The organism is Pseudomonadota bacterium (genome assembly GCA_023229365.1).
Classification (GTDB): Bacteria; Myxococcota_A; Polyangia; order JAAYKL01; family JAAYKL01; genus JALNZK01.
Genome location: JALNZK010000001.1, coordinates 3,830 through 27,422 on the forward strand (window position 1 = coordinate 3,830; position 23,593 = coordinate 27,422).

Annotated in this window: 23 protein-coding genes; 8 read left to right on the top strand and 15 right to left on the bottom strand. The window is 66.0% G+C overall.

Annotation, left to right across the window (positions count from 1 at the left end; genetic code table 11):
* On the bottom strand, positions 1-3,397 hold a 3,397-nt coding region (gene glgP / locus M0R80_00025; GenBank protein ID MCK9458050.1), incomplete at its 3' end, for an alpha-glucan family phosphorylase.
* 161 nt (positions 3,398-3,558) lie between these two features.
* Between glgP and M0R80_00030 the strand changes: the two genes are divergently transcribed.
* Positions 3,559-3,777 carry a hypothetical protein gene (locus M0R80_00030; protein ID MCK9458051.1) on the top strand — a complete coding sequence of 73 codons (219 nt, stop codon included), beginning with the start codon at positions 3,559-3,561 and terminating at the stop codon, positions 3,775-3,777.
* Entirely contained in the window at positions 3,774-4,040 is a 267-nt protein-coding gene (locus M0R80_00035) for a type II toxin-antitoxin system RelE/ParE family toxin (protein MCK9458052.1), read from the top strand. Before M0R80_00030 ends, M0R80_00035 begins: the two co-directional genes overlap by 4 nt.
* Positions 4,041-4,223: 183 nt before the next feature.
* Here the strand turns inward: M0R80_00035 and M0R80_00040 are convergent, their stop codons facing one another.
* From M0R80_00040 to M0R80_00080, 9 genes are all read right to left on the bottom strand, one after another.
* Positions 4,224-4,835: a hypothetical protein gene (locus M0R80_00040; GenBank protein MCK9458053.1), complete on the bottom strand. Its 612-nt coding sequence runs from the start codon at positions 4,833-4,835 to the stop codon at positions 4,224-4,226.
* A gap of 7 nt (positions 4,836-4,842) precedes the next feature.
* Positions 4,843-5,832, bottom strand: coding sequence for a hypothetical protein (locus M0R80_00045; protein ID MCK9458054.1), 990 nt, complete (start codon positions 5,830-5,832; stop codon positions 4,843-4,845).
* Positions 5,833-5,851: 19 nt separating this feature from the next.
* Complete coding sequence (locus M0R80_00050) at positions 5,852-6,787, bottom strand: hypothetical protein (protein MCK9458055.1); 936 nt, start codon at positions 6,785-6,787, stop codon at positions 5,852-5,854.
* A 375-nt stretch (positions 6,788-7,162) separates the two neighbouring features.
* Positions 7,163-8,344 (bottom strand): glycoside hydrolase family 57 protein, encoded by a 1,182-nt coding sequence (locus M0R80_00055; GenBank protein ID MCK9458056.1) that lies wholly within the window; start codon positions 8,342-8,344, stop codon positions 7,163-7,165.
* Positions 8,345-8,356: 12 nt separating this feature from the next.
* A complete protein-coding gene (locus M0R80_00060; protein ID MCK9458057.1) occupies positions 8,357-9,661 on the bottom strand; it encodes a glycosyltransferase family 4 protein in 1,305 nt (434 codons plus the stop codon).
* A gap of 7 nt (positions 9,662-9,668) precedes the next feature.
* Positions 9,669-11,657 (bottom strand): glycogen debranching enzyme N-terminal domain-containing protein, encoded by a 1,989-nt coding sequence (locus tag M0R80_00065; GenBank protein MCK9458058.1) that lies wholly within the window; start codon positions 11,655-11,657, stop codon positions 9,669-9,671.
* A gap of 196 nt (positions 11,658-11,853) precedes the next feature.
* Entirely contained in the window at positions 11,854-12,333 is a 480-nt protein-coding gene (locus M0R80_00070) for a hypothetical protein (protein MCK9458059.1), read from the bottom strand.
* Positions 12,330-13,334, bottom strand: coding sequence for a hypothetical protein (locus M0R80_00075; GenBank protein MCK9458060.1), 1,005 nt, complete (start codon positions 13,332-13,334; stop codon positions 12,330-12,332). The genes M0R80_00070 and M0R80_00075 overlap by 4 nt, the downstream gene beginning before the upstream one ends.
* 77 nt (positions 13,335-13,411) lie before the next feature.
* Positions 13,412-14,314 (bottom strand): radical SAM protein, encoded by a 903-nt coding sequence (locus M0R80_00080; GenBank protein ID MCK9458061.1) that lies wholly within the window; start codon positions 14,312-14,314, stop codon positions 13,412-13,414.
* A 94-nt stretch (positions 14,315-14,408) separates the two neighbouring features.
* Here M0R80_00080 and murD point away from each other — a divergent pair, with 94 nt between their 5' ends.
* The 4 genes from murD (at position 14,409) to M0R80_00100 (ending at position 17,966) form a co-directional block, all read left to right on the top strand.
* Positions 14,409-15,797 carry a UDP-N-acetylmuramoyl-L-alanine--D-glutamate ligase gene (gene murD, locus M0R80_00085; GenBank protein MCK9458062.1) on the top strand — a complete coding sequence of 463 codons (1,389 nt, stop codon included), beginning with the start codon at positions 14,409-14,411 and terminating at the stop codon, positions 15,795-15,797.
* A 123-nt stretch (positions 15,798-15,920) separates the two neighbouring features.
* Positions 15,921-16,163 carry a hypothetical protein gene (locus M0R80_00090; protein ID MCK9458063.1) on the top strand — a complete coding sequence of 81 codons (243 nt, stop codon included), beginning with the start codon at positions 15,921-15,923 and terminating at the stop codon, positions 16,161-16,163.
* Positions 16,147-17,118 carry a hypothetical protein gene (locus M0R80_00095; protein MCK9458064.1) on the top strand — a complete coding sequence of 324 codons (972 nt, stop codon included), beginning with the start codon at positions 16,147-16,149 and terminating at the stop codon, positions 17,116-17,118. Before M0R80_00090 ends, M0R80_00095 begins: the two co-directional genes overlap by 17 nt.
* A gap of 68 nt (positions 17,119-17,186) precedes the next feature.
* Positions 17,187-17,966, top strand: a complete 780-nt coding sequence (locus M0R80_00100) for an OmpA family protein (GenBank protein MCK9458065.1) — start codon at positions 17,187-17,189, stop codon at positions 17,964-17,966.
* Between the two features lie 20 nt (positions 17,967-17,986).
* On the opposite strand, the gene M0R80_00105 is transcribed toward M0R80_00100, so the two are convergent.
* From M0R80_00105 to M0R80_00125, 5 genes are all read right to left on the bottom strand, one after another.
* Positions 17,987-19,000, bottom strand: a complete 1,014-nt coding sequence (locus tag M0R80_00105; protein ID MCK9458066.1) for a hypothetical protein — start codon at positions 18,998-19,000, stop codon at positions 17,987-17,989.
* Between the two features lie 10 nt (positions 19,001-19,010).
* Positions 19,011-19,676, bottom strand: coding sequence for a hypothetical protein (locus M0R80_00110; GenBank protein ID MCK9458067.1), 666 nt, complete (start codon positions 19,674-19,676; stop codon positions 19,011-19,013).
* Positions 19,677-19,760: 84 nt separating this feature from the next.
* Entirely contained in the window at positions 19,761-20,999 is a 1,239-nt protein-coding gene (locus M0R80_00115; protein ID MCK9458068.1) for an aminotransferase class V-fold PLP-dependent enzyme, read from the bottom strand.
* Complete coding sequence (locus M0R80_00120; protein ID MCK9458069.1) at positions 20,996-21,568, bottom strand: flavin reductase family protein; 573 nt, start codon at positions 21,566-21,568, stop codon at positions 20,996-20,998. The genes M0R80_00115 and M0R80_00120 overlap by 4 nt, the downstream gene beginning before the upstream one ends.
* Positions 21,569-21,570: 2 nt before the next feature.
* Entirely contained in the window at positions 21,571-22,419 is an 849-nt protein-coding gene (locus M0R80_00125) for a deoxyribonuclease IV (protein ID MCK9458070.1), read from the bottom strand.
* Positions 22,420-22,584: 165 nt separating this feature from the next.
* Here M0R80_00125 and M0R80_00130 point away from each other — a divergent pair, with 165 nt between their 5' ends.
* Both M0R80_00130 and M0R80_00135 read left to right on the top strand, forming a co-directional pair.
* Entirely contained in the window at positions 22,585-23,178 is a 594-nt protein-coding gene (locus tag M0R80_00130) for an OmpA family protein (GenBank protein ID MCK9458071.1), read from the top strand.
* Positions 23,179-23,195: 17 nt separating this feature from the next.
* Positions 23,196-23,570, top strand: coding sequence for a hypothetical protein (locus M0R80_00135; protein ID MCK9458072.1), 375 nt, complete (start codon positions 23,196-23,198; stop codon positions 23,568-23,570).
* Positions 23,571-23,593 lie beyond the last annotated feature (23 nt).

A 23,593-nucleotide genomic window follows, 5' to 3' on the forward strand; every position in this document is an offset into this window, starting at 1 on the left:
ACACGATCTTGCCGCGGAACTCCTCGCTCCGCGACAGCTCGACGATCTGCCGGATCAGGTCCTTCCCCGCGCGATCGGCCGGGTGCGCCTTGCCCGCTATCAGGATCTGGATCGGCCGGCGCGGATCACCGAGGATGCGCGACAGCCGCTCGCGATCCCGGAAGAGGAGCGTCGCGCGCTTGTACGTCGCGAACCTCCGCGCGAACCCGATCGTCAGCGCCTCGGGATCGAGCCGCTCCAGCGTCTCGCGCAGGAGCTGCGGATCCTCGCCGCGGCGCGAGTAGTCGCGGACGAACCGCTCCTTCACGCTCTCGATGAGGCGCCGCTTCTGCGCCATGTGCTCGTACCACAGCCGGTCGTCCGGGATGTCGTCGACGCGCTCCCAGACGATCGGGTCGTCGTGGTTCTCGTCCCAGCGGACGTCGAGGTACTGGCCGTACAGCCGGCGCATGTCCTTGCCGATCCACGAGGGGAGGTGGATGCCGTTGGTGATGGCGCCGATCGGCACCTCCTCGACGGCGAGATCCCGCCACACCGAGTTCCACATCTGGCGGCACACCTCGCCGTGGAGCTTCGACACCGCGTTCGCCTTGCTCGACAGCTTGAGCCCGAGCACGGTCATCGAGAACTTCTGGGGCGCGCCGCCGGCCTCCGCGACGCCCATCTCCTCGAGCCCGCTCCACGCGACGCCGAGCTCCTTCGTGAGCGGCTCGAAGTAGCGCCGGACGAGGTCGAGGTCGAACATCTCGTTGCCGGCCGGCACGGGCGTGTGCGTCGTGAACACCGACGCGGCCTTCACCGCCTCGCGCGCCTCCTGGAACGACAGCCCGCGGGCCATGAGGCGGCGGATGCGCTCGAAGAGCGCGAAGCCCGAGTGCCCCTCGTTGAGGTGGTACACGGACGGCGAGAGGCCGAGCACCTCCTCGAGCAGCTGCACCCCGCCGACGCCGAGCAGGATCTCCTGCTCGATGCGCGTCTGCCGATCGCCGCCGTAGAGCCGCCACGTGATCTCCCGATCCCGCGGCCGGTTCTCGTCGATGTCGGTGTCGAGGCAGTAGAGCTTCACGCGGCCGACCCGGATCTCCCACGCGCGGGCCGCGACGATGCGACCGGCGAGGTCGACGTGCACGCGGAGCTCGCGCCCGGCTTCGTCCGCCACGACGCGGATCGGCAGCTCCGACGTCTCGAGGAACGGGTACTGCTCGAGCTGCTCGCCCTGCGCGTCCACCTGCTGCTTGAAGTACCCCTGGCGGTAGAACAGCCCCACGGCCACGAGCGGGAAGTTGAGGTCCGACGCCGCCTTCAGGTGATCGCCGGAGAGCACGCCCAGGCCGCCCGAGTAGATAGGCAGGCTCTCGTGCAGGCAGAACTCCATCGAGAGGTACGCGACCGGCGATCCCGGATCGAGGTCACTGCTCGCCTCCACGAACGCCCGTTCCTCGTTCATGTAGCTCGAGAACGACTTCGTCACGCGCTCGTAGCGCCGCATGAACTGCTGATCGTGCGCCTTCTCCTCGAGCCGCGCGGGGAGCACCTTCGCGAGCACGCGGACCGGGTTGTGCCGGCAGGTCTCCCACAGCTCGTTGTCGATGTCCTCGAACAGCTCCTGCCCCTCCGGGTGCCAGGACCACCACAGGTTGTGCGCGACGTCCCGCAGGCCCGCGAGCGCGTTGGGCAGCGTGGGGACGACCGTGAAGGAGCGGTAGTGCGGCCCGCGGTACTCGCTCGGCCGGAACGTCGAGAACAGCTCCTCGGAGAAGAGCGACGTGTCGAGGGAGTCGATGCGGCGCGCGGCCTTGCCCGCCGCGACGTCGTACGCGTCGAGGTAGCCGCCGAAGAAGCTGCGCCAGTCCGCATCCTCGGCGATGGCGCGCGCCTTGACCCGCACCTCTTCGAGATCCGCGTCGCCGATGTGGGCGAACGCGTCGAGCACGTCCGCGAGATCCCGCGTCACCGTCTCCTCCGTGCGGCCGGCGCGATCGACGATCGTGACGCTCCTGCCGCGATCGGCCGGGACGTTGCGCGCCCACCTGCCGAACCCCGCGAGATCCGTGGTGACGGTCGGCACGCCGAGGGCGATGCTCTCGAGCGGCGTGTAGCCCCACGGCTCGTACCAGGACGGGAACACGCCGAGATCCGAGGCCGCGAGGACGTCGTAGTACGGGAGATCGACGAGCCCGTCGTGGCCGTTCAGGTACGCGGAGGTCAGGAGCACGAGCACCTTGTTCTCCGGCCCGTTGACCAGGCCGAGCTCCCGGCACGCGCGCACGATCGGATCGTTGCCCTCGTCCCAGAGCCGGTGCGTGCAGATCTCGGGCGCGCCGAAGGCCCTGGAGCCCTCCTGGACGCGGCGCCGCATCTCGTCGCTGACGCCGGCGTTGTCGCTCGCCGTGAAGAACCACGCCACGACGATGGGGGCGTCCTTCTCGACCCGAAGCCGCGCGTCGAGCGCGCCGAGGGCGCGGAGGAAGACGTCGTACCCCTTGTTGCGGTACTCGTAGCGGCCCGAGCTCAGGAAGAGCCTCGTCTGCGGCCCGAGATCGCGCTGGACCAGGCGCTCGGCGATCTCCATGAGCCTGCGTCGGGTCGCGCGCCCGCGCTCGCGGACCTCGAGCGGCGCGCCGAGCCCCGCGATGTCGAACCCGTTGAACACGACGCGGTCCGGCCGCTTGCCGAGGATGATCTCGGCCTCGTCCGCGGTGACCCCGCTCACGGTCGTGAAGCAGTCGGCCTCACGGGCGCAGGCGACCTCCATCGAGTGCTTGGCCGACACGCCGAGCGCCGTCGCGTCCTCCGCGGGGTGGATCCCCGCGTCGCTCGCGTAGATGTCGCGGCCGGTGCTCGCGAGGGAGCGGCCGAGGATCGTGGCGTGGGTCGTGAACACCGTGCCGATCTCCGGCGCCTCCTGCTTGAGGTGGAGGAGGCCGCCGCCGCACATCCACTCGTGGAAGTGCGCAACCGCCTGATCGTTGTCGGAGGCGACGGCGTCGCAGATCGCGTCGATCGCCTCGCCGCACACGGTCGAGAACAGCACCGGCTCCACGTAGTCCCAGTGGCCGGCGATCGAGTCGACGCCGAAGCGCTGCCAGTAGCCGAACATCAGCTTGTCCACGTCGAACCGGTTCTTGAAATCGAGCAGGATCACCTTGGGCCGCGCCGGGATGTCCAGGCGGCCGATCCGGAACTTGAAGCCCTTCGCCTCGAGCGCCTGCCGGACGGGCGCGAAGGCCGGCTCGTCGGTCTCGAGGAAGTCGGCGTTCGTCTCCGTGAGCGGACCGAGCAGGTAGTAGTTGTCGCCGTAGTGGGCGACCGCCGCCGCGGCCTTGGACGTGATGACCGTGTGGATGCCGCCGACCTTGTTGCAGACTTCCCAGCTCACTTCGAACAGGTACTTCATCGCCTCACCATCCGCTTGCCCTCGGTTGTTTTGCGCCGCACAGCATACGCGAATCGCCCGGTGGGCGTCACCTCGAAGTTGCCTGGCGCGTGGATGGCCGAGCAGCTTGACACCGGATGTTCATATGTTTATATGAATAAATTAGATACATGGAGGTTCATATGTCTCGTGCACGCGCCATCTTCACCTTGGACTCCGAGCTCATCCAAGAGCTCGGTGAGCTGTCGGCCGAGCTCGACATGACGCGCAGCGGCCTCGTCGAGCAGTCGCTCCTGTTCTATTTCGACTACCTCGACGTGAAGCTCGCCGAGAAGCGGCTCGCGGACGACGGCGACGAGGTGGTGCCCGGCGAGAAGGTGTTCGAGGAGATCGGTCTGTGACCTATAGGCTCGAGTTCAAGCGCTCCGCGGCGCGGGAGCTCGCGCGCCTCGATCGCACCGTGCAGGTCATCGTCAAGGAGAAGCTCGAGGTGCTATGCGCGAACCCCTCGGCGCTCGCGGCCAACGTCAAGCGGCTCACCGGGACCGGGCTCTACCGGCTGCGCGTGGGGAGCTACCGGGTCGTCTTCCACAAGGACGACGCGCGCATCGTCATCCTCGTCGTCCGCATCGGCCATCGCCGGGAGGTGTACACGCCGCGCTGACGGGGGCGTGCCTCAACCGAAGCGAAAGTGCGCACCGCGGGTGCCTGACACCTGCCGACTGACACCTGCCGATCGAGATTCCAAATCGACGATCGACGATCACGCCGAAGCTCGCAACGCGAGCAAAAGCGGACCGCCACTCTCGTCGAAAGTGCGTACCGCGGGTGCCTGACACCTGCCGTTTCACAGACTCTGATTGGAGAAGCCCCCATCTCCGTCGCTTGGAGCCTGATGGCTGTCGATAACCATTTTGCAATCGCAATCAACTTCATTTTCTTCTATTCTAAGCGTCCATCCAATACTCCCGAGAGTACTTTCATAGGTAATATCATATTGCGCTTCTTCAAATTGTCCAAGTAGTGCAATAGAATATGATGGGCCTTCGTCGCAAGGTACTATCTCTATCCCCCCACCTAGATCAAATTCCCCTTCTCCCGCAATGTTTATCGTGCTCCGTACTTCAATTATCGAACGAATCGCGTCCTGGGAGCAATCCACTTGTGTTCCCTGCTCATAAGTATCAGGATCGCCCTCGCAGTAGTTCCCCATTGTCTCTATTTCCAAAGAAAATTCCGCGCCTTCTAACGAGCATGTCATCTCGGTTTCAACGTATTCTGCAAATTTTCCTTCAAATATGCCGCCGAGATTCTCTTCTGCGTACTCAATGAACTCCGTCAAATCAGTACCATTCTCTCCACAGAGTCCTCCCTTCGATGCGCCGCACGATGTTGTAAAGGCCACGCAGATTGCTGCGCATACTCTCGCCATCCTTACTATTACAGTGGTCCTCATCATGTTTCTTTTAATACAGTTCAAAACTGTAAATCGTTTGTTTCGTTGAGTTCTCCGGACCTCTAATAGTAACTCTTGCGTATCCTTGAATTTCCAGCCCATAGACCCCGGGCTCTATCTCAACAGGCATATAGTGTGTTCCAAGTACAATCGGGAGATCAGTATTTATTGAAATCGTCTTCCCCTCTGCCATCTGCTTTTCCTCAAGGTAATCTAAAGCTTTCTCTTTGAAATCTTCTTCGGTCATACTAATGCCAAGAACGCTCTCCGAAAAATCGATCCGTTTCCACTGTCCTATCAATTTCCGAAATCCACCATCCAACGCATAAGAGAAAACCATTCTGTCGCCCAGAACTGGAATTCCACCAATTATTCTTTCAATTATTACCTTTACAGCCCTCCGAGAATATTTTTCAGGTCCAATGAATCCGTCCTTCGCCTTCGTGTAGTCAATGTACCCGCTCATTAGATAGGCAGTTCGAATATCTTGAGTCTCTTCTGGTAGTGCACCAAATTCCCAGAGAATTTCTTCTGACCTCTTTCGAAGTTCATCCTCATCGACTCCTTCTTCACTTACAGACTCCCAATCAACATCGTATCCGCGGTTGTCGCGAACCGCGACTATCATTTCATATTGGTTGAATTGAACCGTACAATACTCAGATTCCGCAGTAGACACTACATCTTCATAATCCAACCATTCATCGGCTTCTTCTATCTCCAACTCACCGACATAATCGGGAATCCCAGATACTTCGCCAATTCTTTCTGCAAAATCGTCAAATGACCACTCAATAAACTCCTTCGCTCCCAATATGTTTGAATCGACTGCGTCCAACTGTAAAATCAGCTTCCCGTTTTCAATTTCGAATCGCGATGATATTGCCTTTCTTACCTCGGTGTCGTCGGCATTGGCAGGTAGCACGTAGGCAAAAGACATTAAACATACGAGAAGGAAAGCTAACGCTCTCACTTCCAATACTGGTTCTTCCCTCTTCATGATCGCGTCTCCTTCTTTACTAGTTCTCTGGCAGCGCAGGTCCGCCACTCGGATCGCACCCTCCCACAAACCATATCCACGCACCTCGATGTGTACCGGTATCTTTGAGGTCTTTAAAACCGCCCAAAGTAAAGAAATCCGTTGCGACCGATTCACTTGAAGCAATGACGTAGCTCACCGCACAATCGCCGTATTTGGTCAGTTTGTCCACCCAGTCGTCACCAATCCCATTATATTTAGCATAATGGACGTAATCTTTGTAGTCACCAGGTGAGTACCAGGCTTCACTGCTATTCCCATGAAACCCATTGATCATTTGCAATGCTTCCCCACCATCATCGACGTGTGCGTATCCACCGTTGTCCCATACGCATTTCTGCATGCTTTGACAAGTTGCCAGAATTAGAACGTTAAGCTCTTCATTGGGAGCACCACCGCCGTATTTCATGTGCCCAGAATACTCAATGCACTCGTCGTCGTCAGTGTAGAAATAGGAGTTTGTTCGAATCTTGCAATCTTGGCAAGAGGAACTTGTGCAGCGATCGACTCCGCCATGTGACTCCCCCATCACAACATCAGACCAATACCCTCCGGCATTGTCCAGACTACTACTGCACCTGCTTACACCATGAGAAATGACAGCAGCCGCGTCTGCGTAGTCCGTGCCATAGGGATCATCATCATCCGTCCCCCAAACTCGCCGTGAATCATCAGTCCAATCGCGACCATCTACCGCGGAATTGCTAAACCATGTGGTTTGATCATAATATATAAGTTCAAATCCCGTATCCATCTCGTCAGCGGTTTCAGCGGAATAGGAGAGTTCATCACCATAAGGACAACAAGTACTGCAACTAAAATTGTCGACACCAAACGTAACACTTTCATATTCTGCAAAAGACTGGCCCGGCGAAAACAAAGCAATTACAGAAAGTACAAAAACGCTCCGTTTCATTATCCTATCCCTTTCTCTTGCGACCGATCGTCCGCGAATGTCTCGCGTTCGAGAGCGGACTCGGACATCTTTTCGTTGAACTGAAAAAGGTGCCTAGCGGAGTTGCAACAAGACCAAGGCGGAAACCGCACGGGATACAGTGATGGAGAACGGGCCAAGCACGCCGCCGCCCGCGATAACCTCCTACGCGCATCCTGCTTCGCTGGTCTGTTTTCTCTCGCCATCCCCCCCCCAAGCGAACCGATGCATTGGATCACTGAAGTAGAATGTTGGAAGGAATATGTATTATGTCAAGACAAAAATGCGATTCATCTGGATCCAGCCGTCAAGGCGGGTGTGCAAGGCACCCGCGGTACGCACTATTCTCGAATCCGCTCAGCCGGCCAGGGTCGTCTCGAAGTCGCCCAGCACGTTCTGGAAGTTGATGTACGCGTCGTAGGGGCTCGGGTAGGGGTTGAAGTACTTGTGCACGTCGCCGTCGGCGAACCACTTCGTGCACATGTAATAGAAGTGGTCGGAGGTCTGGAGCGACCGCCACACGCGCGCGAGGTCCGGGTCGCCCTTCTCGAGCACGCGCTTCTCGAGGCCGTAGATCGCCTCGAGCGCGTCCTCCTGCATCGGGTTCCCGCGCCACGCCGTCAGGTCGCGCTCCACGTCGGCCCAGGAGACGAAGTCGCGGACGTCGAGCTTCGCCATCGGCGAGCTCCCCTCGGCGACCTCGGACGGCGTGTGGAACGTGAAGTCCGGGTGCGCGAGGATCGCGGCGGGCATGGCGGAGAGGAACTCGAAGATGCCCGTGTCCGCCCACTGGTGCTCGCCGAAGGTCTCGTAGTCCATGAACAGGTTCACGGTCTCGCCGTTGCCGTTCACCTGGTGCACCCACGACGCGTACTTCTCCGCCGTGAGCGGCCACTCGGGCCAGCCGCGGTTCGAGAACCGGAACGCGACGTCGTCCGAGAGGCGGTAGTTCTTCAGGAGGAGCCGGAGCTTCGCGCACGGATCCGGCTGGTAGACGAAGTTCGGGCTGCGCCAGCCGAGCACGCGGTCCGCGCCCTCTGCGAGGATCACCTTGTAGCCCATGCGCTCGACCTCGGCGGCGATGTCGTTGTTGTAGATGAGCTCCGTGTTCCGGAACGCGGTCGGGGTGACGCCGAACTCGCGCCGCACCATCTCGCGGTGCAGATCGACCTGCCTGTGAAACTCCGCCTTCGAGTACAGGAACGCGAGGGAGTGGTTGTACGTCTCGGAGAGGATCTCGACGCAGCCGGTGTCGACGAGCCGCTTGAAGGAGTCGAGCGTCTCGGGGCTGAACTTCCTGAGCTGATCCACCGCGGTGCCCGAGAGCGAGTACGCGATGCGGAAGCGGCCGCCGTGCCTCTTGATGAGATCCAGCATGACCTGGTTCGTCGGCAGGTAGCACTTGTTCGCGACCTTGCGCAGGATGCCGCAGTTCTTGTCGTCGTCCTCGTAGAAATGGTCGCGGCCGATGTCGAAGAACGAGTACCGCCGGAGCCGGTTCGGCTGGTGCACCTGGAAGTACATGCAAACGCTGACCATCGCTCCTCCTCCTCACCCGCGACGCGCGGCGAGCTGCTCGTAGATGCCGGTGAGCCTTCGCGCGGCGTTGCTCCACTTGAGGTTCTCGATCTCGCGGCTCCCCTGCCGAACCAGCTCGTCCCGGAGCGACGGGTGATCCAGGAGGGCGTTGATCTGGTTCGCGAGCTCGCCGACGTCCCAGAAGTCGAACTTGAGCGTGTGCTTGAGCACCTCGGCGACGCCGGACTGCTTGGAGATGATCACCGGCACGTCGTGGCACATCGCCTCGAGCGGCGAGATGCCGAACGGCTCGGAGACGCTCGGCATGACGTAGATGTCGCTCTCCTCGTACATGCGGTCCACGGCCGCGCCGGTGAGGAACCCGGTGAAGTGGAACCGCTTGCCGATCCGGAGCTCCGCGACGCGCTGGATGACGCGCGGCGCCATGTCGCCGCTGCCCGCCATGACGAACCGGACGTCGTCCCGGCTCTGCAGGATCTTGCCGGCGGCCTCGACGAAGTAGTCGGGCCCCTTCTGGAAGGTGATCCGGCCGAGGAACAGCACGACCTTCTCGCGCCGCGCGGCGCGGTTCCCGCCGGCCTGCCGAGAGCGCCCCGAGATCGCGTTGTAGACGACCTCCACCTTCGCGGGGTCGATGTCGTACCGGTTGACGATCGTCTGCTTCGTGAGCTGGCTGACGGCGACCACGCGATCCGCGTTCTTCATGCCGAACCGCTCGATGTCGTACACGGCCTGGTTCACGTTGTCGCCGGACCTGTCGAATTCGAGCGCGTGGACGTGGAGCACGAGCGGCTTCCCGCTGGCGCGCCGCGCCTCGACGCCGGCGAGCATCGTGAGCCAGTCGTGGGCGTGGATGACGTCGTGGGGCACCGTGGCCGCGACCGCGCCGGCGACCTGCGCGTACCGCACGACCTCGGAGATGAGGTCCGGGCCGTAGTCGCCCGTGAACGTCACGTGGAACCCCTCTTCCAGGCTGCCGTGCCGCTCGCGGTGGATGCGCTGCAGGCGCTCGATGATCTCCTTGTACTCCGGATCCGTGAGGTAGGGCCGGAGCGGGGACTCGATCGCCTTGATCTCGATCCCCTCGAGGAACCGCTGCGTCTCGATCTCCACGACGCGCTGCTCGGACGTCGCGAACTGCGCCATGCCGAGGAGCCGCACGTGGGACGACGTCTCGACCCCCTCCTTCAGGCGCGGCACGACGAACGTGATCTCGTGGCCGAGATCGCGCAGCGCCCGCGTCATCTCGAAGCAGGCGACCCCGAGGCCGCCGCTGATGTGGGGAGGGAACTCCCATCCGTACATGAGGACTCTCATCGCATCATCACCTGGCCTGTCGGCGCGAGAGCTTCTTCCGCTCGCGCTCTACGATCTTCGAGAGCCGCAGGATCTCCGCGACGCTCCACGCCTGGGCGAAGCAACCGCCCGGGGTCGGGGGCGGATCGCCGTCGAAAACCTCCGAGATCGCGCCGAGCCCCTCCTCGTCGAGGTGCCGCTCGAACGCGTCGAGGTACCTCGTGAGCGTGTTCACGGCGGCCTGCTTGTCCGCGGTGAGCCTGAGCAGGGCCTCGCCGTAGTGCCCGAGGAGCCACGGCCACGCGGTCCCGTTGTGGTACGCCGTGTCGCGGGCCCTCGAATCGCCCTGGTACCTGCCGCGGTAGTCGGGGTGGCCCGGCGTCAGCGTGCGCAGGCCGAGCGGCGTCACGAGCTCGCGCCGCACGGCGTCGAGCATGCGCAGCGCCCGATCCGCCTCGAGCGGGGAGTGCGGCAGCGACGCCGCGAAGATCTGGTTCGGCCGCATGGAGGTGTCGACCTCGTCGCCGCGCACGACGTCCGCGAGCCGGCCCTCGCCCTCGAGCCAGAACGCCTCGTTGAACGCCGCCGCGATCCTCGGCGCGAGCGCCGCCGCGTCCTCGGCGACAGGATCCTTGAACCGCGTCCCGAGCTCGGCGAGCTCGCACACGAGGTTGTACCAGAGGGCGTTCAGCTCGACCGCGCACCCGTTGCGCGGGGTGACCGGCCTGCCGTCGACCATGGCGTCCATCCAGGTCACCTGGACCTCGGGCGTGCCGGCCTCGACGAGGCCGCTCGGGAGCATGCGGATGCCGTGGATCGTGCCGCGCCTGTAGCTCTCGAAGACGTCCTTGAGCGCGTCCCAGACGGCGCCCTTCACGCCGGCGTGATCCTTGGTCAGCTCGAGGTACTTCTGGACCGCGTACGCGAACCACAGGCTCGCGTCGGCCGAGTTGTACGCGTTCGCCTCGTCGGTCGCGCCGATGAAGTTCGGGATGAGCCCGTGCCGGCGGTGCGCCGCGAACGTGCGGAGCACCTCGAGGTACCGCTCGGCCTCGCCGTCGTACGACATGAGGCCGGGCAGCGAGATCATCGCGTCGCGGCCCCACTCGAGGAACCACGGGTAGCCGGCGCACAAGGCCGGTCTTCCGTGGGGGTCGACCGAGTGGAACTTCCGCGCGGTCCTAAGGAGCGCCTTCTCGAGCGCCGGGCCGCGCACCTTCTTGTCGCGGGCGCGCCGGGCGTCCAGCTCTTCCTCCCACATCCCGCCGAGCCGATCGGGGAGCTCCTCCACCGAGGCGGAGAGGTGGATCGGCTTCCCGGGGAGGAGATCGATCTCGAACACGCCCGGGCTGAACAGATCCTCGTGGGCGGCGAACCCGCGGCGATCGTCGCGGTGGTACTCGAAGTTGCGGTACCAGGTCGGCGCCGGAAAGAACTCGAACCGCCCCTCGATCTGCACGAAGAACGGCGGCAGGCCCTCGTACGGGTCGATCTTGAACCCCTCGCGCGCCGGGAACGTGCGCACCCTGAGGAACAGGTTCTCGCGCGTGAGCGCGTGGTGGTCGCGGTACGCGAGCAGCGGCTTGACGCGGATCTTGGCGGAGGCGCCCAGCTCCGCGGCCTCGTACCGGATGATCACGGTGTTCCGCCCGGCCAGGAGCGCGACCTGCTTCCGGAGCGCCGTGCCGCCGACGTCGTACGTGAACGTCGGGGCGATCCGATCTTCGAAGCCGGTCAGGTACCGGTGCCCGGTCGGGTACAGGATGCCGGGGTACGCGTGGACGCTCAGCGGGTGCTCGCGACCGCCGAGCACGAGCGCGTCGTCGAGCTTGGACAGGAGGACGAACTTGCCCGCGGGCTTGGCGAGGCGCGCGACGAGCAGCCCGTGGTAGCGCCGCGTGTGGCAGCCGAGGATGGTGCTCGACGCGTAGGCGCCGGTGCCGTTCGTGTCGAGCCACTCGAGCGCGAGCGAGCGGTTCGCGTTGATGCAGATCTCTTTGTCGATCTTCAAGGCCATGACGTCTCTTCCTCTCGGAGCAAAAAAACACCGACCCGGGTCGCCGAGCGCGCCGGACAAAGTAACGCGGCTTTGGGTTACGGCATCCCCGGGCCGATCTTTTTACTCCTTATTATCGAAAAAATACACGTCTAGAGCGCGCGGCGGGCGCGGCGGCGGCCGCTTCGGGTGCGCGCATGTTCAGTGCCGTGAGGAGCTAGATCTGGAAAATCAGATCGACGATCGTGGTCTCGCCGGCGGCGACGTCGACCTCGAGGGCGCCGCTCTCGTTCTCCTCCCCCGTGGCGTTGACGGCGTCTGTCCCCGCGACCGGCGCCAGCCCGTCGTCCGGGTTCATGTCGACGTACGCCATGAGGCACCACACGCCCGGCTCGATCTCCTCGAGCAGGCCGTGCACGTCGCCGGTGCCGGGATCGATCGTGCCGTCGAGGTCGGAATAGATCGGCGGCATCGAGAACGGGCACTCGAACACGGCGGTCTTGAACGTCGCCCCGTCGGGGATCGCGCCGTCCCAGTTGCCCGTGAGCTCGATCGCCCCGAGCGCGTCGCCGGCGTCCGCGTCCGTGTCCGTGTCGGTGTCCGCGTCCGCTCCCCCGTCACCCGCCGAGCCGGAGCCATCGCACCCCGACGCCTCGAACGCAGCGAGGGCCGCCCACACGAGCGCCGCCATCCTCATGAGCCACCTCCCTTGCGGTGACGCCGCGCCATCATCTCCTCCATGAAGCCCGGCGGCGAGAACAGGATCGCCGGCCCGACGAGGAAGTAGGTGTTCGTCACCGTGATCTTCTCCGTGTACTCGAAGTACGCCGCGATCCCCATGTGGGCGCTGAACATCACCGAGGCGATGAGGCGCAGCGTCCACAGATCGTGGTTCGTGTTGTAGTACACCTTGCCGCGCAGTTGGAGAAAGTAGTGAAAATCGACGAGGAAGTCGGCGCCGACGAGGTGCGAATAATACTCCTTCTCTGAGCGCTCGTCGAACGCGCGCACTTCGACGAACGTCTCCAGGCCGCCCTCGACGAGCTCGTGCGTCTCCGCGTCGGCCTCGCGCAGCGTCACCTCGCCCCCGGCGGATCGGGCGCGGGTGCGGACATTCTCGTACATGAAGCTGTAGAACGGCTGCACGTACCAGTGCTGGATCGGCAGCGCGAGCTTGAGCCCCAGCTTGGGGAACGGTGCGACGACGTCGTTCTCCACGTGGATGAAGGGCATGTGCGCGTCGCCGCGCCAGGTCGAGCCGCCCATGACGTTGTACCGCGTATCGCGGAAGTCGAAGAAGCGGATGTCGGTCGCCACGAGCGCGAGTCCGAACCCGACGTACGGCTCGACGAACGTGCCGGTCGGGATCATGCCGCCGAGGTAGGTGACGTTCCCGAGCACGTGCGACTGGTTGACCTTCGGGAAGCCGAAGAAGACGCTCGTGAGCGAGACGTACTTGTAATACCCCATCAGCGTGACGCCGCCGCCCCACCCGTCGTCGGTGAACTCGTAGGTCTCGTAGATCAGCTCCGACTCGCCGTCGCCGTCCTCGTCGGCGCTCCCCGTGGGCACCGGGAACCGCGCGGTGTTGCGCAGCCACCCGGCCATCGGCGTCACGACGAGCATCCATTCCGGGCCCTCGGCGGCGGACTTGGGGGCGGGGGACTGGGCTTGGGCGGCCAAAGGAATGAGAAGCATGGGAAGCATAGGAAGCATGGGAAAGACCGGACCACGGCGCCTGGGCCAGCCCAATCCTCCCATTCCTCCTATGCCTCTCATTCCTCTCCCATCCTCACGAACATCCCGCAGTTCGATCCGATCGCGTTCTCGCGGAGATCGCCGATGCTCAGGATCACCTCGTAGCCGCGCCGCTCGAACGCCTCGACGATCTCGCCGCAGCGCGCGCGGTCGAGGGGATCGACGACGCCCCGCAGCCCGGATTCGAGCGCGGCCCGTGTCGGGTTGATGGGCGTGAGCTTGATCGCGAACCTGTCGGGATCGAAGAGCGGCGCGAGCACGCCGGGGTCGAGCGGCAGGCCGACCGCGGGCGCGAAGTTGAGCGTCACCTTGCGATCGCCCGGCGCGAAGAACCGCCCGCCCAGCGCGGCGAGGTCGGGGAGCGGCAGCGTCCGCGCCGGGATCAGCCGGCGCCGCACCGCGTCGTCCGTCGTGTGGACCGACAGCTGCATCTGGAAGCGCCCGCCGGCGTAGCGCCGGTTCTTGATCGCCACGAGCTCGGCAAAGAACCGCTCCCGGCCGACGGGCGCGACCGTGGAGACGCACGGCATCAGCCCCGGCGCGTCGATGCGCGAAGGCAGCAGCTCGAGCGCCTCGAGCACCGCGTCGTTCAGCGCCGGTTCCCCCATCCGCGCGAGCTGCACCTTGAGCCGCGCGACCGGCACCCGGCCGTCCGGGTACCGCCGCCGCACGAGGAATTCGATCTGCGCGAGGATCTCCTCGCTCGTGAGCTCGCCTTCGTACGAGCCGCCCGCGTCGCAGATCGGGCAGCCGATCGGGCAGCCCTTGAGCGTCGACACGATGAGGACCCACTTCTCCGCGCGCGGCCGCGGCGGCTGGATCGACTCCACGAGCTCGACGCGAGAGCCGTCCTCGGTCTCGGCGACGAACACTCGGGCGAGCTCGTCGTCGCCGACGGTGTGCACGATGCGCAGCGTCACGATTCGCCGATGTTATGCGAGGCGGGCCCGCATGTCAAGGCGCAGCCGCTTACAAAGTTGACGGCGGGCGATCGACGCGCCGATACTTCGCGGCATGGGAACGGACGCGCGCACGGCAGGGGCCTCGTCGCCTATCGCGGAGCCGATCGCGGTGCTCGGCGTCGGCGTCGAGGGGCTATCGACGGTCTCGTACCTCCTCTCCCACGGCGCCAAGAGCGTCACCGCCCTCGACGCGAAGCGGGTGGACGGCCTCCCGCCGGGGATCGAGACGCGCTTCGGCGAGGGGTACGATCGCGATCTCGCGCGGTTCGCGACGGTGTTCCGCTCGCCCGGCGTCCGCCCGGATCGGGAGGGGCTCGTCGAGGCGCGCGCCCGCGGCACGCGCGTCACCTCGGCGCTCTCGCTGTTCCTCGGCCGGTGCCCCGCGCGGGCGGTCGGCGTGACCGGCACGCTCGGCAAGGGCACGGCGAGCAGCCTGGCCGCCGCGTGCCTCGCGGCCGACGGCCTGAACGTGCACCTCGGCGGGAACATCGGGAAGAACCCGCTCGACTTCCTCGACGCGGTCCGGCCGGACGACGTCGTCGTGCTCGAGATCTCCAGCTTCCAAGCGATGGATCTCGCCGCGTCGCCCGAGATCGCCGTCGTCCTCAGGACGACCTCGGAGCACCTCGACTGGCACGTGGACACCTCGGAGTACCGCGCCGCCAAGGCCGGGCTCGTCGCGCACCAGACCGCGGGGGACACGGTCATCTACAACGCCGACTCGGAGGGCGCCGCCGGGATCGCCGCCAGGAGTCGCGGCGAGCGCCTCGCCTTCGCCGTCGCGCGCGAGGTCGACGCCGGGATCTTCGTCCGAGGCGACGATCTCGTGCTCCGCGCCCGGGGGCTCGAGCGCCGGCTGCCGTTCGACGCGAGGCGCGTGCGGCTCGCCGGGCGCTTCAACCTGGAGAACGTGGCGGCCGGGATCGCCGCAGCGCTCGCCGCCGGGATCCCCGAGGACGCCGCGTGCGGCGCTGCGGAGCGGTTCGAGGGGCTGCCCCACAGGCTCGAACGCGTGGTCGAGGCGAACGGCGTCGCATTCTACAACGACTCGTACGCCACCCGGCCGGACGCCGCCATCGCGGCGATCGCCGCCTTCGATGCCCCGCTCGCGATCATCCTCGGCGGCTCCGAGAAGAACGCCGACTTCGGTGAGCTCGCGGAGGCGCTCGTCGCCCGGCCGAACGTCGTCCGCGTCGCGCTCATCGGTGCCACGGCCGCGCGGCTCGCCGCGGCGATCTCGGCGGCCGGCCCGGCCCGCTTCCCGGTGGTCGAGCACGCGACGATGGAAGAGGCGATGGAGGCCAACGCGGAGGCGCTGGGCGGCCGGGGCGTGCTGCTTTTGTCTCCGGCCTGCGCCTCGTTCGGCCTGTTCCCGAACTACAAGGTGCGCGGCGAGCGTTTCCGGGAAAAGGCGCGAGCGCTGGCCGGGCGACCCATGTAGGAAAAGAAATACATTTCGGTACAAAATTTGTGCCTGTCTCCGTCGGCGGCTACAATGGCGGTGTCGGGACATATCCTACATTGGAGCAGTCCCGGAAACATTGGCGCAGCCAAGGAGAATAAAATGGAACTGCAAGAGTTGGTCGAGAGGATAAACCGATGGCGCGCGCGCCAGGAAGGCACGGAGCCCGTCGAGGCCGGGCCGCAGGCCTATCACGAGGCCCAGCCGCCCGCGTACCCGGAGCCGAGCGAAGAGGTCGCCGCCGCCGAGGAGCAGATTTCCGAACTGGACGTCGATCCCGACGCCGTGGTGGCGGAGGAGGCGACGTCCGAAGTGAATCTGGAGCAAATTGAAGAAGTGGACTGAACCCCCGTTCTCCAAAGTCCGTGCCGTCACTCTCTTCCTCGCCGTCGCCGCGATCGCCGCGCCGACCGGGTGCGGGCCGGGTGGCGAGGCCGCGGTCGTCCCCGAGGGCGCCGGCACGGCGCCGACCTCGACCGGCTCCATCATGGTGAGGCTCCACCGCTACCTCGAGAGCGGCGCGAGCCAACCGTACGAGGAGCTCGGCATCACGGCGCTGTTTCCGCGCTACCAGCCTGCGGACGAGACGCTCGTCGACACGCTGCTCGGGGAGCGCGTTCCAGAGATCGACGTGGCGATCGATCAATGCGAGGCGGCGACCCCGCTCGTGCCGCTGCGCCCGCGCCGCCTGGCCCCGGCGGACGGGGCGACCATCGAGCTCGCGGACGTCGGCAACCTCTCGGTCGAATTCGCCGGGGAACGGATCACGCTTCCAACGCAGACCTTCCCCGACCTCCTCCACGTGATCGACGGGGTCACCTACGTCGCCGACGAGCGGAGCGGGCTCAGGTTCGATCCCGCGGAGAGCTACACGGTCCACGCCTCGGGCACGGACGAGGTCGCGCGCTTCGACGTCGTGCTGGACGCGCCCGAGGACCTCGGCGAAGTGACGATCGACGGCGTCTCGCCGGCGGATCAGACCCCGATCGTCCGGCGCGGCGCGCCTATCGCAATCGCGTGGGAGGGCGGCGGCGGCTACGGGGACGAGGTGATCGCGACGATCCGCTGGAGCGGCATGGGCCTGCCGCAGTCGATCAGCTGCCGGATGCGGGACGACGGACTCTTCGTCGTGCCCGGCGACGCGACCGCGGCGCTACAGGATCCGCTCGTGTCCGGAGAGGCAGAGATGACCGTGTCCCGGGTGCGGCAGACGGCGTTCCGCGCCAAGGGACTCGCGAGCGCCGACCTGAGCTTCGTCTTGTCCACGAGCTTCCTCGTCAGATTCGACGCCGTCCCGTGAAACTTTTCGTGTATAAATAGTCAAAATGAGGCGGCGCGATGTGCCGCGCGTTTTCTCGGAGGTGTCCGATGCCCATTCGCAAGATGGCCTTTGCCCTCGCGCTGTTCGCAGCGCTCTCGGCAGCCCCTCCGGCGGTGCAGACCGCGCCCAAGGGGATTTCGGTGCGCCTCGACAAGGATGACATCGATCTCGCCAACCGCACGGTCCACTTCAAGCTCACCAGCGCTGCGGACTCGGCGTCGCTCCAGGTGTTCGGCGAGAAAGGCGAGCTGCTCGGCGAGCACGTGGAGATCTACAACGGCGCCAAGGCGGGCACCCCGCTCTCGATCAGCTGGCCGGAGCTGCCGCCGGGCACCGAGAACTTCCGCGTCGACCTCAAGTTCACCGACGTGAACGAGTACTGGGTCGGGCTGACGATCTGCCGCTTCTCGGGCGAGGTCCCGCACGAGGAGGTCGTCTTCGAGTCCGGCAAGTGGGAGATCCGCCCGGGCGAGGCGCCGAAGCTCGACGCCGCGATCCCGAAGATCATCGAGATGCTCGAGCGGTCCAAGGCGTGCTCCGAGAACGATCGCGCGCTGTACGTCGCCGGGTACACCGACACCGTCGGCTCGGTCTCCGACAACCGCGAGCTCAGCCGCCAGCGGGCGAACGCCATCGCCAAGTACCTGCTCGCCAACGGGCTCGGGGATCAGAAGATCCAGGTCTACGTGCGCGGGTTCGGCGAGGAGCTTCTCGCCGTGGAGACCGCGGACAACGTCGACGAGCAGCGCAACCGGCGCGCCGACTACATCGTCAGCAACTTCCAGCCCGAGATCGCCGGCCCCGGGAGCTGGGTCAGGATCAAGTAGGGACGTTCGGTCGAACGCCCCTACGTCTCCTTCACCGTCTTGATGATCGCCTTGCCGTTACGGATCACGACCTTGAAGTCGGTCACGCCGGCCTTCTCGGCGGACTGCTTCTTGAGGAGCGTCGCGATCTTCGCGTAGGTCAAGTTGTCCGTGGGCTCGTTCGTCTTCTTTCGCGCGGTGACGTACGCGCGGTAGATCGCCTTCATCCGCTCCTCCGAAAGCGTCGCGCCCGCACTCGGCGCCGGCGCCGGCTTGGCAGCCTGAGGAGCGGCCCGCGGCGGCGCGGGGGTCGCCGCTCTCGGCGGCGCTGGCGCCGCAGCTTTCGGTCGCGCGGGAGGCGGCGGCAGCGACGGACGCTTCTGGAAGAACGACGATAAATCTCCCTCGTCCTCTTCCTCGTCGTCGTCGGCGTCGCGGCGTGCGCTGCGGAGGATCTGCTCGTTCAACGGGTGCAGACCCGATCCCAGGATCGGGACAGGTGTCTTGTCCGGATCGTCCTGCGCGGCGGCTGCGACGGCGGCCGGCCTCGACGACGGCTTGGGCGGCGCGTCCGAAAACGGATCGTCGAGCTCCTCGGCGATGGCCGCGGCCGGCTTCGACGTCGGCTTGGGCGCCTCCGAGAACGGATCGTCGAGGTCGAGCCCGGCGCCGGTCGGCTCCGAGGGCGCAGCCTCCGTCGGCTCGAGCGAGCGGAGCGCCTTCCGTGCGAGCGCGACCTCGTCGCGGCGATCCGTGCGCTTCTGCGCCCGGTTCAAGTCGCGCTGGTAGGTGCCCTCCTCGATCTGGCGGCAGATCCGCTTCCAGTAGGTCGACTGCGTGCTGTACTTCTGCACCTGGGTCTGGAACCGGAACCGAAGCGCGGTGTTGTACATCTTCTCGCGCCGCAGAAGCTGCATCTTGCGGACGACTTCCTTGTGCGGGATCGTCGGCTCCAGACGTTCGATTCCCATGAAGTACTGGTTGTAGAGCGCCTGCAGCCGGTCGAGCGACGACTCGAGCTCCTGGACGAGGGCCTCTTGTTCTTCCGGTGTCATGCCCGCAACCCTAGAGCTCTCGGATCACGAGGTCGTCGAAGAAGACCTCGCTCTCCCAGTTGTTGAACGCGAAGTGCTCGTGCCCCGCACCGCGGAGCGGCTCGGGGTCGTCGAATTCCAGGAACTTCTCGCCGTCGAGGCGCCACTCGAGCAGGCTGCCCTTGCGAACGACGCTGAACGCGTACTTCCGGCCGACCTCGCCCAGCGGCTCCCCGCGAGCCTTTCGATCGTCGCCGTGCTCGTCCATCCGCGCGATGACGGAGCGCGAATTGTTCCACCCGCCGAGGACGATCACGTAGCTCGTCGCGGTGTACGACGCGCGCTTGGCGTACGACACGCCGTCGCCGAAGATCTCGACCTTGATGTCGACCGCCGGGCTCAAGGAGCGCGCGCTGAAGTCGATCCGCGCGTTCTCGGGGAGCTTCTGCGCGAGCCAGAGCGGGCGGTTGCGCGCGCCCTGCACGCGGAGCTCACCCCCGACGACCGAGTACCTGCCGTCGCTCGTGTCCGTGAACCGCGCGTCGAGCGCCGCGTCGAAGCTCTCCCTAAGGACGACTTTACCGTCGGGAGCGGCCTCGGCCTCGGGCGCGGGCTCGGACGACTTGAAGGTACACCCCGCGCACGCGAACGCCGCCGCGATCATCCCTGCGAGCGCTGTTGCGAACCCGCGCGCCATGCACGACCTCCGAATAAGCCGGTTTTGAAAAGTATCAGACCGCGGAAAAGGCGGCAACTGCCGCGATCCCGACCTCCTTCGCCCTCACAGAAACCGCTCGAGGAACGCGATCAGGCGTTCGATCTCCTCGGGCGAGTTGTAGTGCACGAGGCTCGTGCGAACGACGCCGTCGTCCGGGTCGAGGCCGAGCGCCGTCGCCAGGCGATACGCGTAGAAGTGGCCGTACCGGATCCCGAGCCCTGCCGCGTTCGCGGCGAGGGCGATCTCCTTCGACGGGCGCCTCGCGTGGACGAAGCTGACGGTCGGGACGCGCGCGGGCCCCGCCTCGGCCGGACCCATGATCCGCACGTCCGTCCGCGAGCGCAGGAACCCGAGCAGCCTCTCGGTGAGCGGCCGCTCGAGCGCCTCGATGCGAGCGAACGCCTCGACGACCGTCTCGCGGCGGAGCGGTTCCTCAAGGTCGCGATCCGCGACGGCGGGCAGGTAGTCCCCGAGGCCGAGGACCCCGGCGCACCCCTCGTGGAGGACGCCGCCGAGCTCGAGCTTGTACGGCACGTCGCGCGCGTCGACGAAGAAGTGGTTCGGCCCCTCGATCTCGGCGAGCGCCTCGCGCGAGCCGTACAGCGCCGCCATGTGCGGGCCGAAGACCTTGTAGAGGGAGAACACGTACCAGTCCACGCCCCACGCGGCCACGTCCATGGCGCGGTGCGGGGCGTACGCCACGCCGTCGATGGCGACCCGCGCGCCCGCGCGATGGGCGATCTCGACGGCCTCGGCGAGGCGCTCGATCTGGCCGAGGAGGTTCGAGACGTGCGGCAACGCGACGACGAGCGTCCTCTCCGACACGAGCCGCTCGAGCTCCTCGATCTGGCACTCCTGCCGCGCGCGATCGAGCCGCCACGTGCGCACCTCGAACCCCTCCCGCGCGAGCCGCGCCCACGGCCCGAGGTTCGCCTCGTGCCCGGCCTCGCTCACGACGATCTCGTTCCTGCCGGTGCGCGGCGCGCGGCGGTAGCAGTCGGCGAGCATCGCGCACAGCGCCGACGTGGACGGCCCGAGCGCCACCTGCCCCGGCCCCGCGCCCATCAGCGCCTCGACCGTCGCCCGGGCGCGCGCCACGGTCGCGGTGGCGGCCCTCGCGACGGCGTAGTCGGCGCCCACCTGGACGAACGACTCGAGCATGTAGGCGCGGACGCGATCCGCGACCGCGAGCGGCACCTGGGTCCCGCCGGCGTTGTCGAGCAGCACGTCACCCGCAGCGAGCGCGGGGAAGCGGCGCCGCAGGGCGGACCGGCAGGCCTCGAGATCCGGGGCCGCGGTCACGCTCTGCCCTTCCCGATGCGGTAGGCGCGCCCGAGCGACCGGCCGATCCCGCGGTACTCGCCCGCCGAGGTGGCGTACGCCAGCGGGTCCAGGGCGTCGAGGTCGACGATCCCCTCGGCCGTGACCACGCGCTCGTCCGCCTGCACCTCGACGACCTCGCCGACGAACCAGGTGTGCGTCCCGAGCGGCAGCGCGTGGACGAGACGGCACTCGACGGCGATCGGGCACCGCGCGATGACGGGCGCGTCCACGACCGCGGCGCGCTCGGTCGCGAGCCCCAGGCGCGCGAGCTTGTCCGGCACCTGGTGGCCGCTCACGATGCCGAGGTAGTCGACGTCGACGGCCATGTCGGCGGACGCGATGTTGATCGTGAAGGCGCGGCGGGCGCGGATGTTGGAGAACGTCCTGCGGCTGTCGCGCACGGCCACGCCCACGCACGGAGGCGTGTGGCAGCAGGCGGACGTCCACGCGGCGGTCATGGCGTTCGGCGTCCCGTCCTCGTCGTACGTGCCGACGAGCACCGCGGGCATCGGGATGATGAGCGGGCTCGCGCCCAGGCGTCTCTTCATGCTCACCTCGAGCTCCTCTTCACGAGGGCCGCGAGCGCGGCGACCTCGGCCGCGTACGTCTCGCCCTTGGCAATCGGGGTCTCCACGATCCCCGGGACATCCGCAAACCGCGCCGCGTTGACGATCCAGCGGAACGGCTCGAGGCCGATCTCGCCCTTCCCGATGAGCGCGTGCCTGTCGACGCGCGAGCCGCGCCCGGACCTGGCGTCGTTCAGGTGCAGCGCCCGCACCCGGCCGGGGCCGAGCAGCCCGTCGATCCCGTCGAACAGCGCGGCGGCCTCGGCGGCGCTCGAGAGGGCGTACCCCGCCGCGAACGCGTGGCAGGTGTCGATGCAGACGCCGAGCCGGTCGCCGCCGCCGGCGAGCTCGATGATCGACGCGAGCTGCTCGAACCGCCAGCCGATCCCCTTGCCCTGCCCCGCGGTGTTCTCGACGAGGATCCCGACCGAGCGGGACGCCTCAAGCGCGGCGCGAACCGACTCCGCGGTGAGGGCGATGCCGGCGTCGTCGCCGAGATCGCCGGGCGATCCCGGGTGGAACACGAGGAAGTCGGCTTCGAGGAGATCGCAGCGCCGTGCCTCGGCCGCGAGCGCGGCCGCCGCCTTGGCCCGCGTGGACGGGCTCGCCGAACAGGTGTTGATGAGGTACGAGGCGTGCACGACGACGGGCCCCATCCCTGCGGCCTTCCGCGACGAGCGGAACCGCTCCGCGTCCGCCTCCGTGACCACGGGCTCGCGCCAGATCTGCGGCGCCTTCGTGAAGATCTGCACCGACGCGCAGCCGTCCGCGACCGCGCGCTCGACGGCGCGGTGGAACCCGCCCTGGATCGATTCGTGCGCGCCAACCCGCATCTTTTCTCCGTCCCCTGGATAGACCGAACATATTTTGCCGTTTGACAAAAGAGAATTTTGGAACAATCTTTGCGTCAACTTCGGACAACATGATCGGCCATCGGAAACATCTGATGGCGATCAATATTCGTCCCAAACAACGGACAGGCGAAGATGGAGGAAAGGATGAAAGCGAGCAGACTTTGGATTTGTGTCGGGGTGCTCGTCCTCGGTGCTTGTCTCGCCGGCTGCAGCGTGAGCGTGAGCGCGAACGCACAGTCGGGGGGCAAGTACATCCTCGAGGGCAAGGACAAGATCGTGGTGACGGCCGCGCAACCCGCGGCGCCGGAGGTAGCGCCCGCGCCCGAGCCGCCGAAGCCGCCGATGAAGGCCAAGCGCGTGGGCAAGAAGATCGAGATCACCGAGAAGGTGATGTTCGAGACCGGCAAGGCCGAGATCAAGGTGGACTCCCACCAGCTGCTGAAGGACGTCGCGACGGTTCTCTCCGAGAACGCGAGCGTCTCGAAGCTGCGGATCGAGGGCCACACGGACGACGTCGGCAAGGACAAGGCCAACAAGAAGCTGTCCCAGAGCCGCGCTGACGCCGTGAAGGCGTTCCTCGTCGGCGTGGGCGTCGACGGCGCGAGGCTCGAGGCCGTCGGCTACGGCGAGGAGAAGCCGGTCGCGGACAACGCGACCGACGAAGGCAAGGAGAAGAACCGCCGGGTCGAGTTCAACATCGTCGGCGAGTCCGCCGCGCCCGCAGCGGGCGACGAGTGATTGAGGAGGATGAGACAATGAAAAAGAACACCGTGATCACGATCGGTCTCATCTTGGGCCTCGGCGCTCTTTCGACCGCCTGTGGCGCCAAGCTGAACCCGAACTTCGACAAGGCCGTCTCGTCCGCGCTCGACGCGACGAAGGGCCAGTTCAAGACCTGCTACGAGGACGCGCTCACCCGCGATCGCGAGATCAAGGGCGACATGGACCTCGCGATCTCCTTCAAGGCCGACGCCAAGACGCCCGACGATGTCGACATCAAGAAGTCTGAGATCAAGGACGGCGACATGAAGAAGTGCGTCAAGACGGCCGCCAGGGGGATCTCCGTCGACCAGACGCCGGGCGCGCCGGTCGAGAAGCAGCAGAAGCTCGTCTTCAAGTTCGAGAAGTAGAAAATCCCCTTTACAACCTTCCC

What these genes read in the sequence shown, in the direction of transcription:
- M0R80_00030 (MCK9458051.1), top strand. Translation starts at nt 3,559, where the DNA reads ATGTCTCGTGCACGCGCCATCTTCACCTTGGACTCCGAGCTCATCCAA.
- M0R80_00040 (MCK9458053.1), bottom strand. Translation starts at nt 4,835, where the DNA reads ATGATGAGGACCACTGTAATAGTAAGGATGGCGAGAGTATGCGCAGCA.
- M0R80_00045 (MCK9458054.1), bottom strand. Translation starts at nt 5,832, where the DNA reads ATGAAGAGGGAAGAACCAGTATTGGAAGTGAGAGCGTTAGCTTTCCTT.
- M0R80_00050 (MCK9458055.1), bottom strand. Translation starts at nt 6,787, where the DNA reads ATGAAACGGAGCGTTTTTGTACTTTCTGTAATTGCTTTGTTTTCGCCG.
- M0R80_00055 (MCK9458056.1), bottom strand. Translation starts at nt 8,344, where the DNA reads ATGGTCAGCGTTTGCATGTACTTCCAGGTGCACCAGCCGAACCGGCTC.
- M0R80_00060 (MCK9458057.1), bottom strand. Translation starts at nt 9,661, where the DNA reads ATGAGAGTCCTCATGTACGGATGGGAGTTCCCTCCCCACATCAGCGGC.
- M0R80_00065 (MCK9458058.1), bottom strand. Translation starts at nt 11,657, where the DNA reads ATGGCCTTGAAGATCGACAAAGAGATCTGCATCAACGCGAACCGCTCG.
- M0R80_00070 (MCK9458059.1), bottom strand. Translation starts at nt 12,333, where the DNA reads ATGAGGATGGCGGCGCTCGTGTGGGCGGCCCTCGCTGCGTTCGAGGCG.
- M0R80_00075 (MCK9458060.1), bottom strand. Translation starts at nt 13,334, where the DNA reads ATGCTTCTCATTCCTTTGGCCGCCCAAGCCCAGTCCCCCGCCCCCAAG.
- murD (MCK9458062.1), top strand. Translation starts at nt 14,409, where the DNA reads ATGGGAACGGACGCGCGCACGGCAGGGGCCTCGTCGCCTATCGCGGAG.
- M0R80_00090 (MCK9458063.1), top strand. Translation starts at nt 15,921, where the DNA reads ATGGAACTGCAAGAGTTGGTCGAGAGGATAAACCGATGGCGCGCGCGC.
- M0R80_00100 (MCK9458065.1), top strand. Translation starts at nt 17,187, where the DNA reads ATGCCCATTCGCAAGATGGCCTTTGCCCTCGCGCTGTTCGCAGCGCTC.
- M0R80_00105 (MCK9458066.1), bottom strand. Translation starts at nt 19,000, where the DNA reads ATGACACCGGAAGAACAAGAGGCCCTCGTCCAGGAGCTCGAGTCGTCG.
- M0R80_00110 (MCK9458067.1), bottom strand. Translation starts at nt 19,676, where the DNA reads ATGGCGCGCGGGTTCGCAACAGCGCTCGCAGGGATGATCGCGGCGGCG.
- M0R80_00120 (MCK9458069.1), bottom strand. Translation starts at nt 21,568, where the DNA reads ATGAAGAGACGCCTGGGCGCGAGCCCGCTCATCATCCCGATGCCCGCG.
- M0R80_00125 (MCK9458070.1), bottom strand. Translation starts at nt 22,419, where the DNA reads ATGCGGGTTGGCGCGCACGAATCGATCCAGGGCGGGTTCCACCGCGCC.
- M0R80_00130 (MCK9458071.1), top strand. Translation starts at nt 22,585, where the DNA reads ATGAAAGCGAGCAGACTTTGGATTTGTGTCGGGGTGCTCGTCCTCGGT.
- M0R80_00135 (MCK9458072.1), top strand. Translation starts at nt 23,196, where the DNA reads ATGAAAAAGAACACCGTGATCACGATCGGTCTCATCTTGGGCCTCGGC.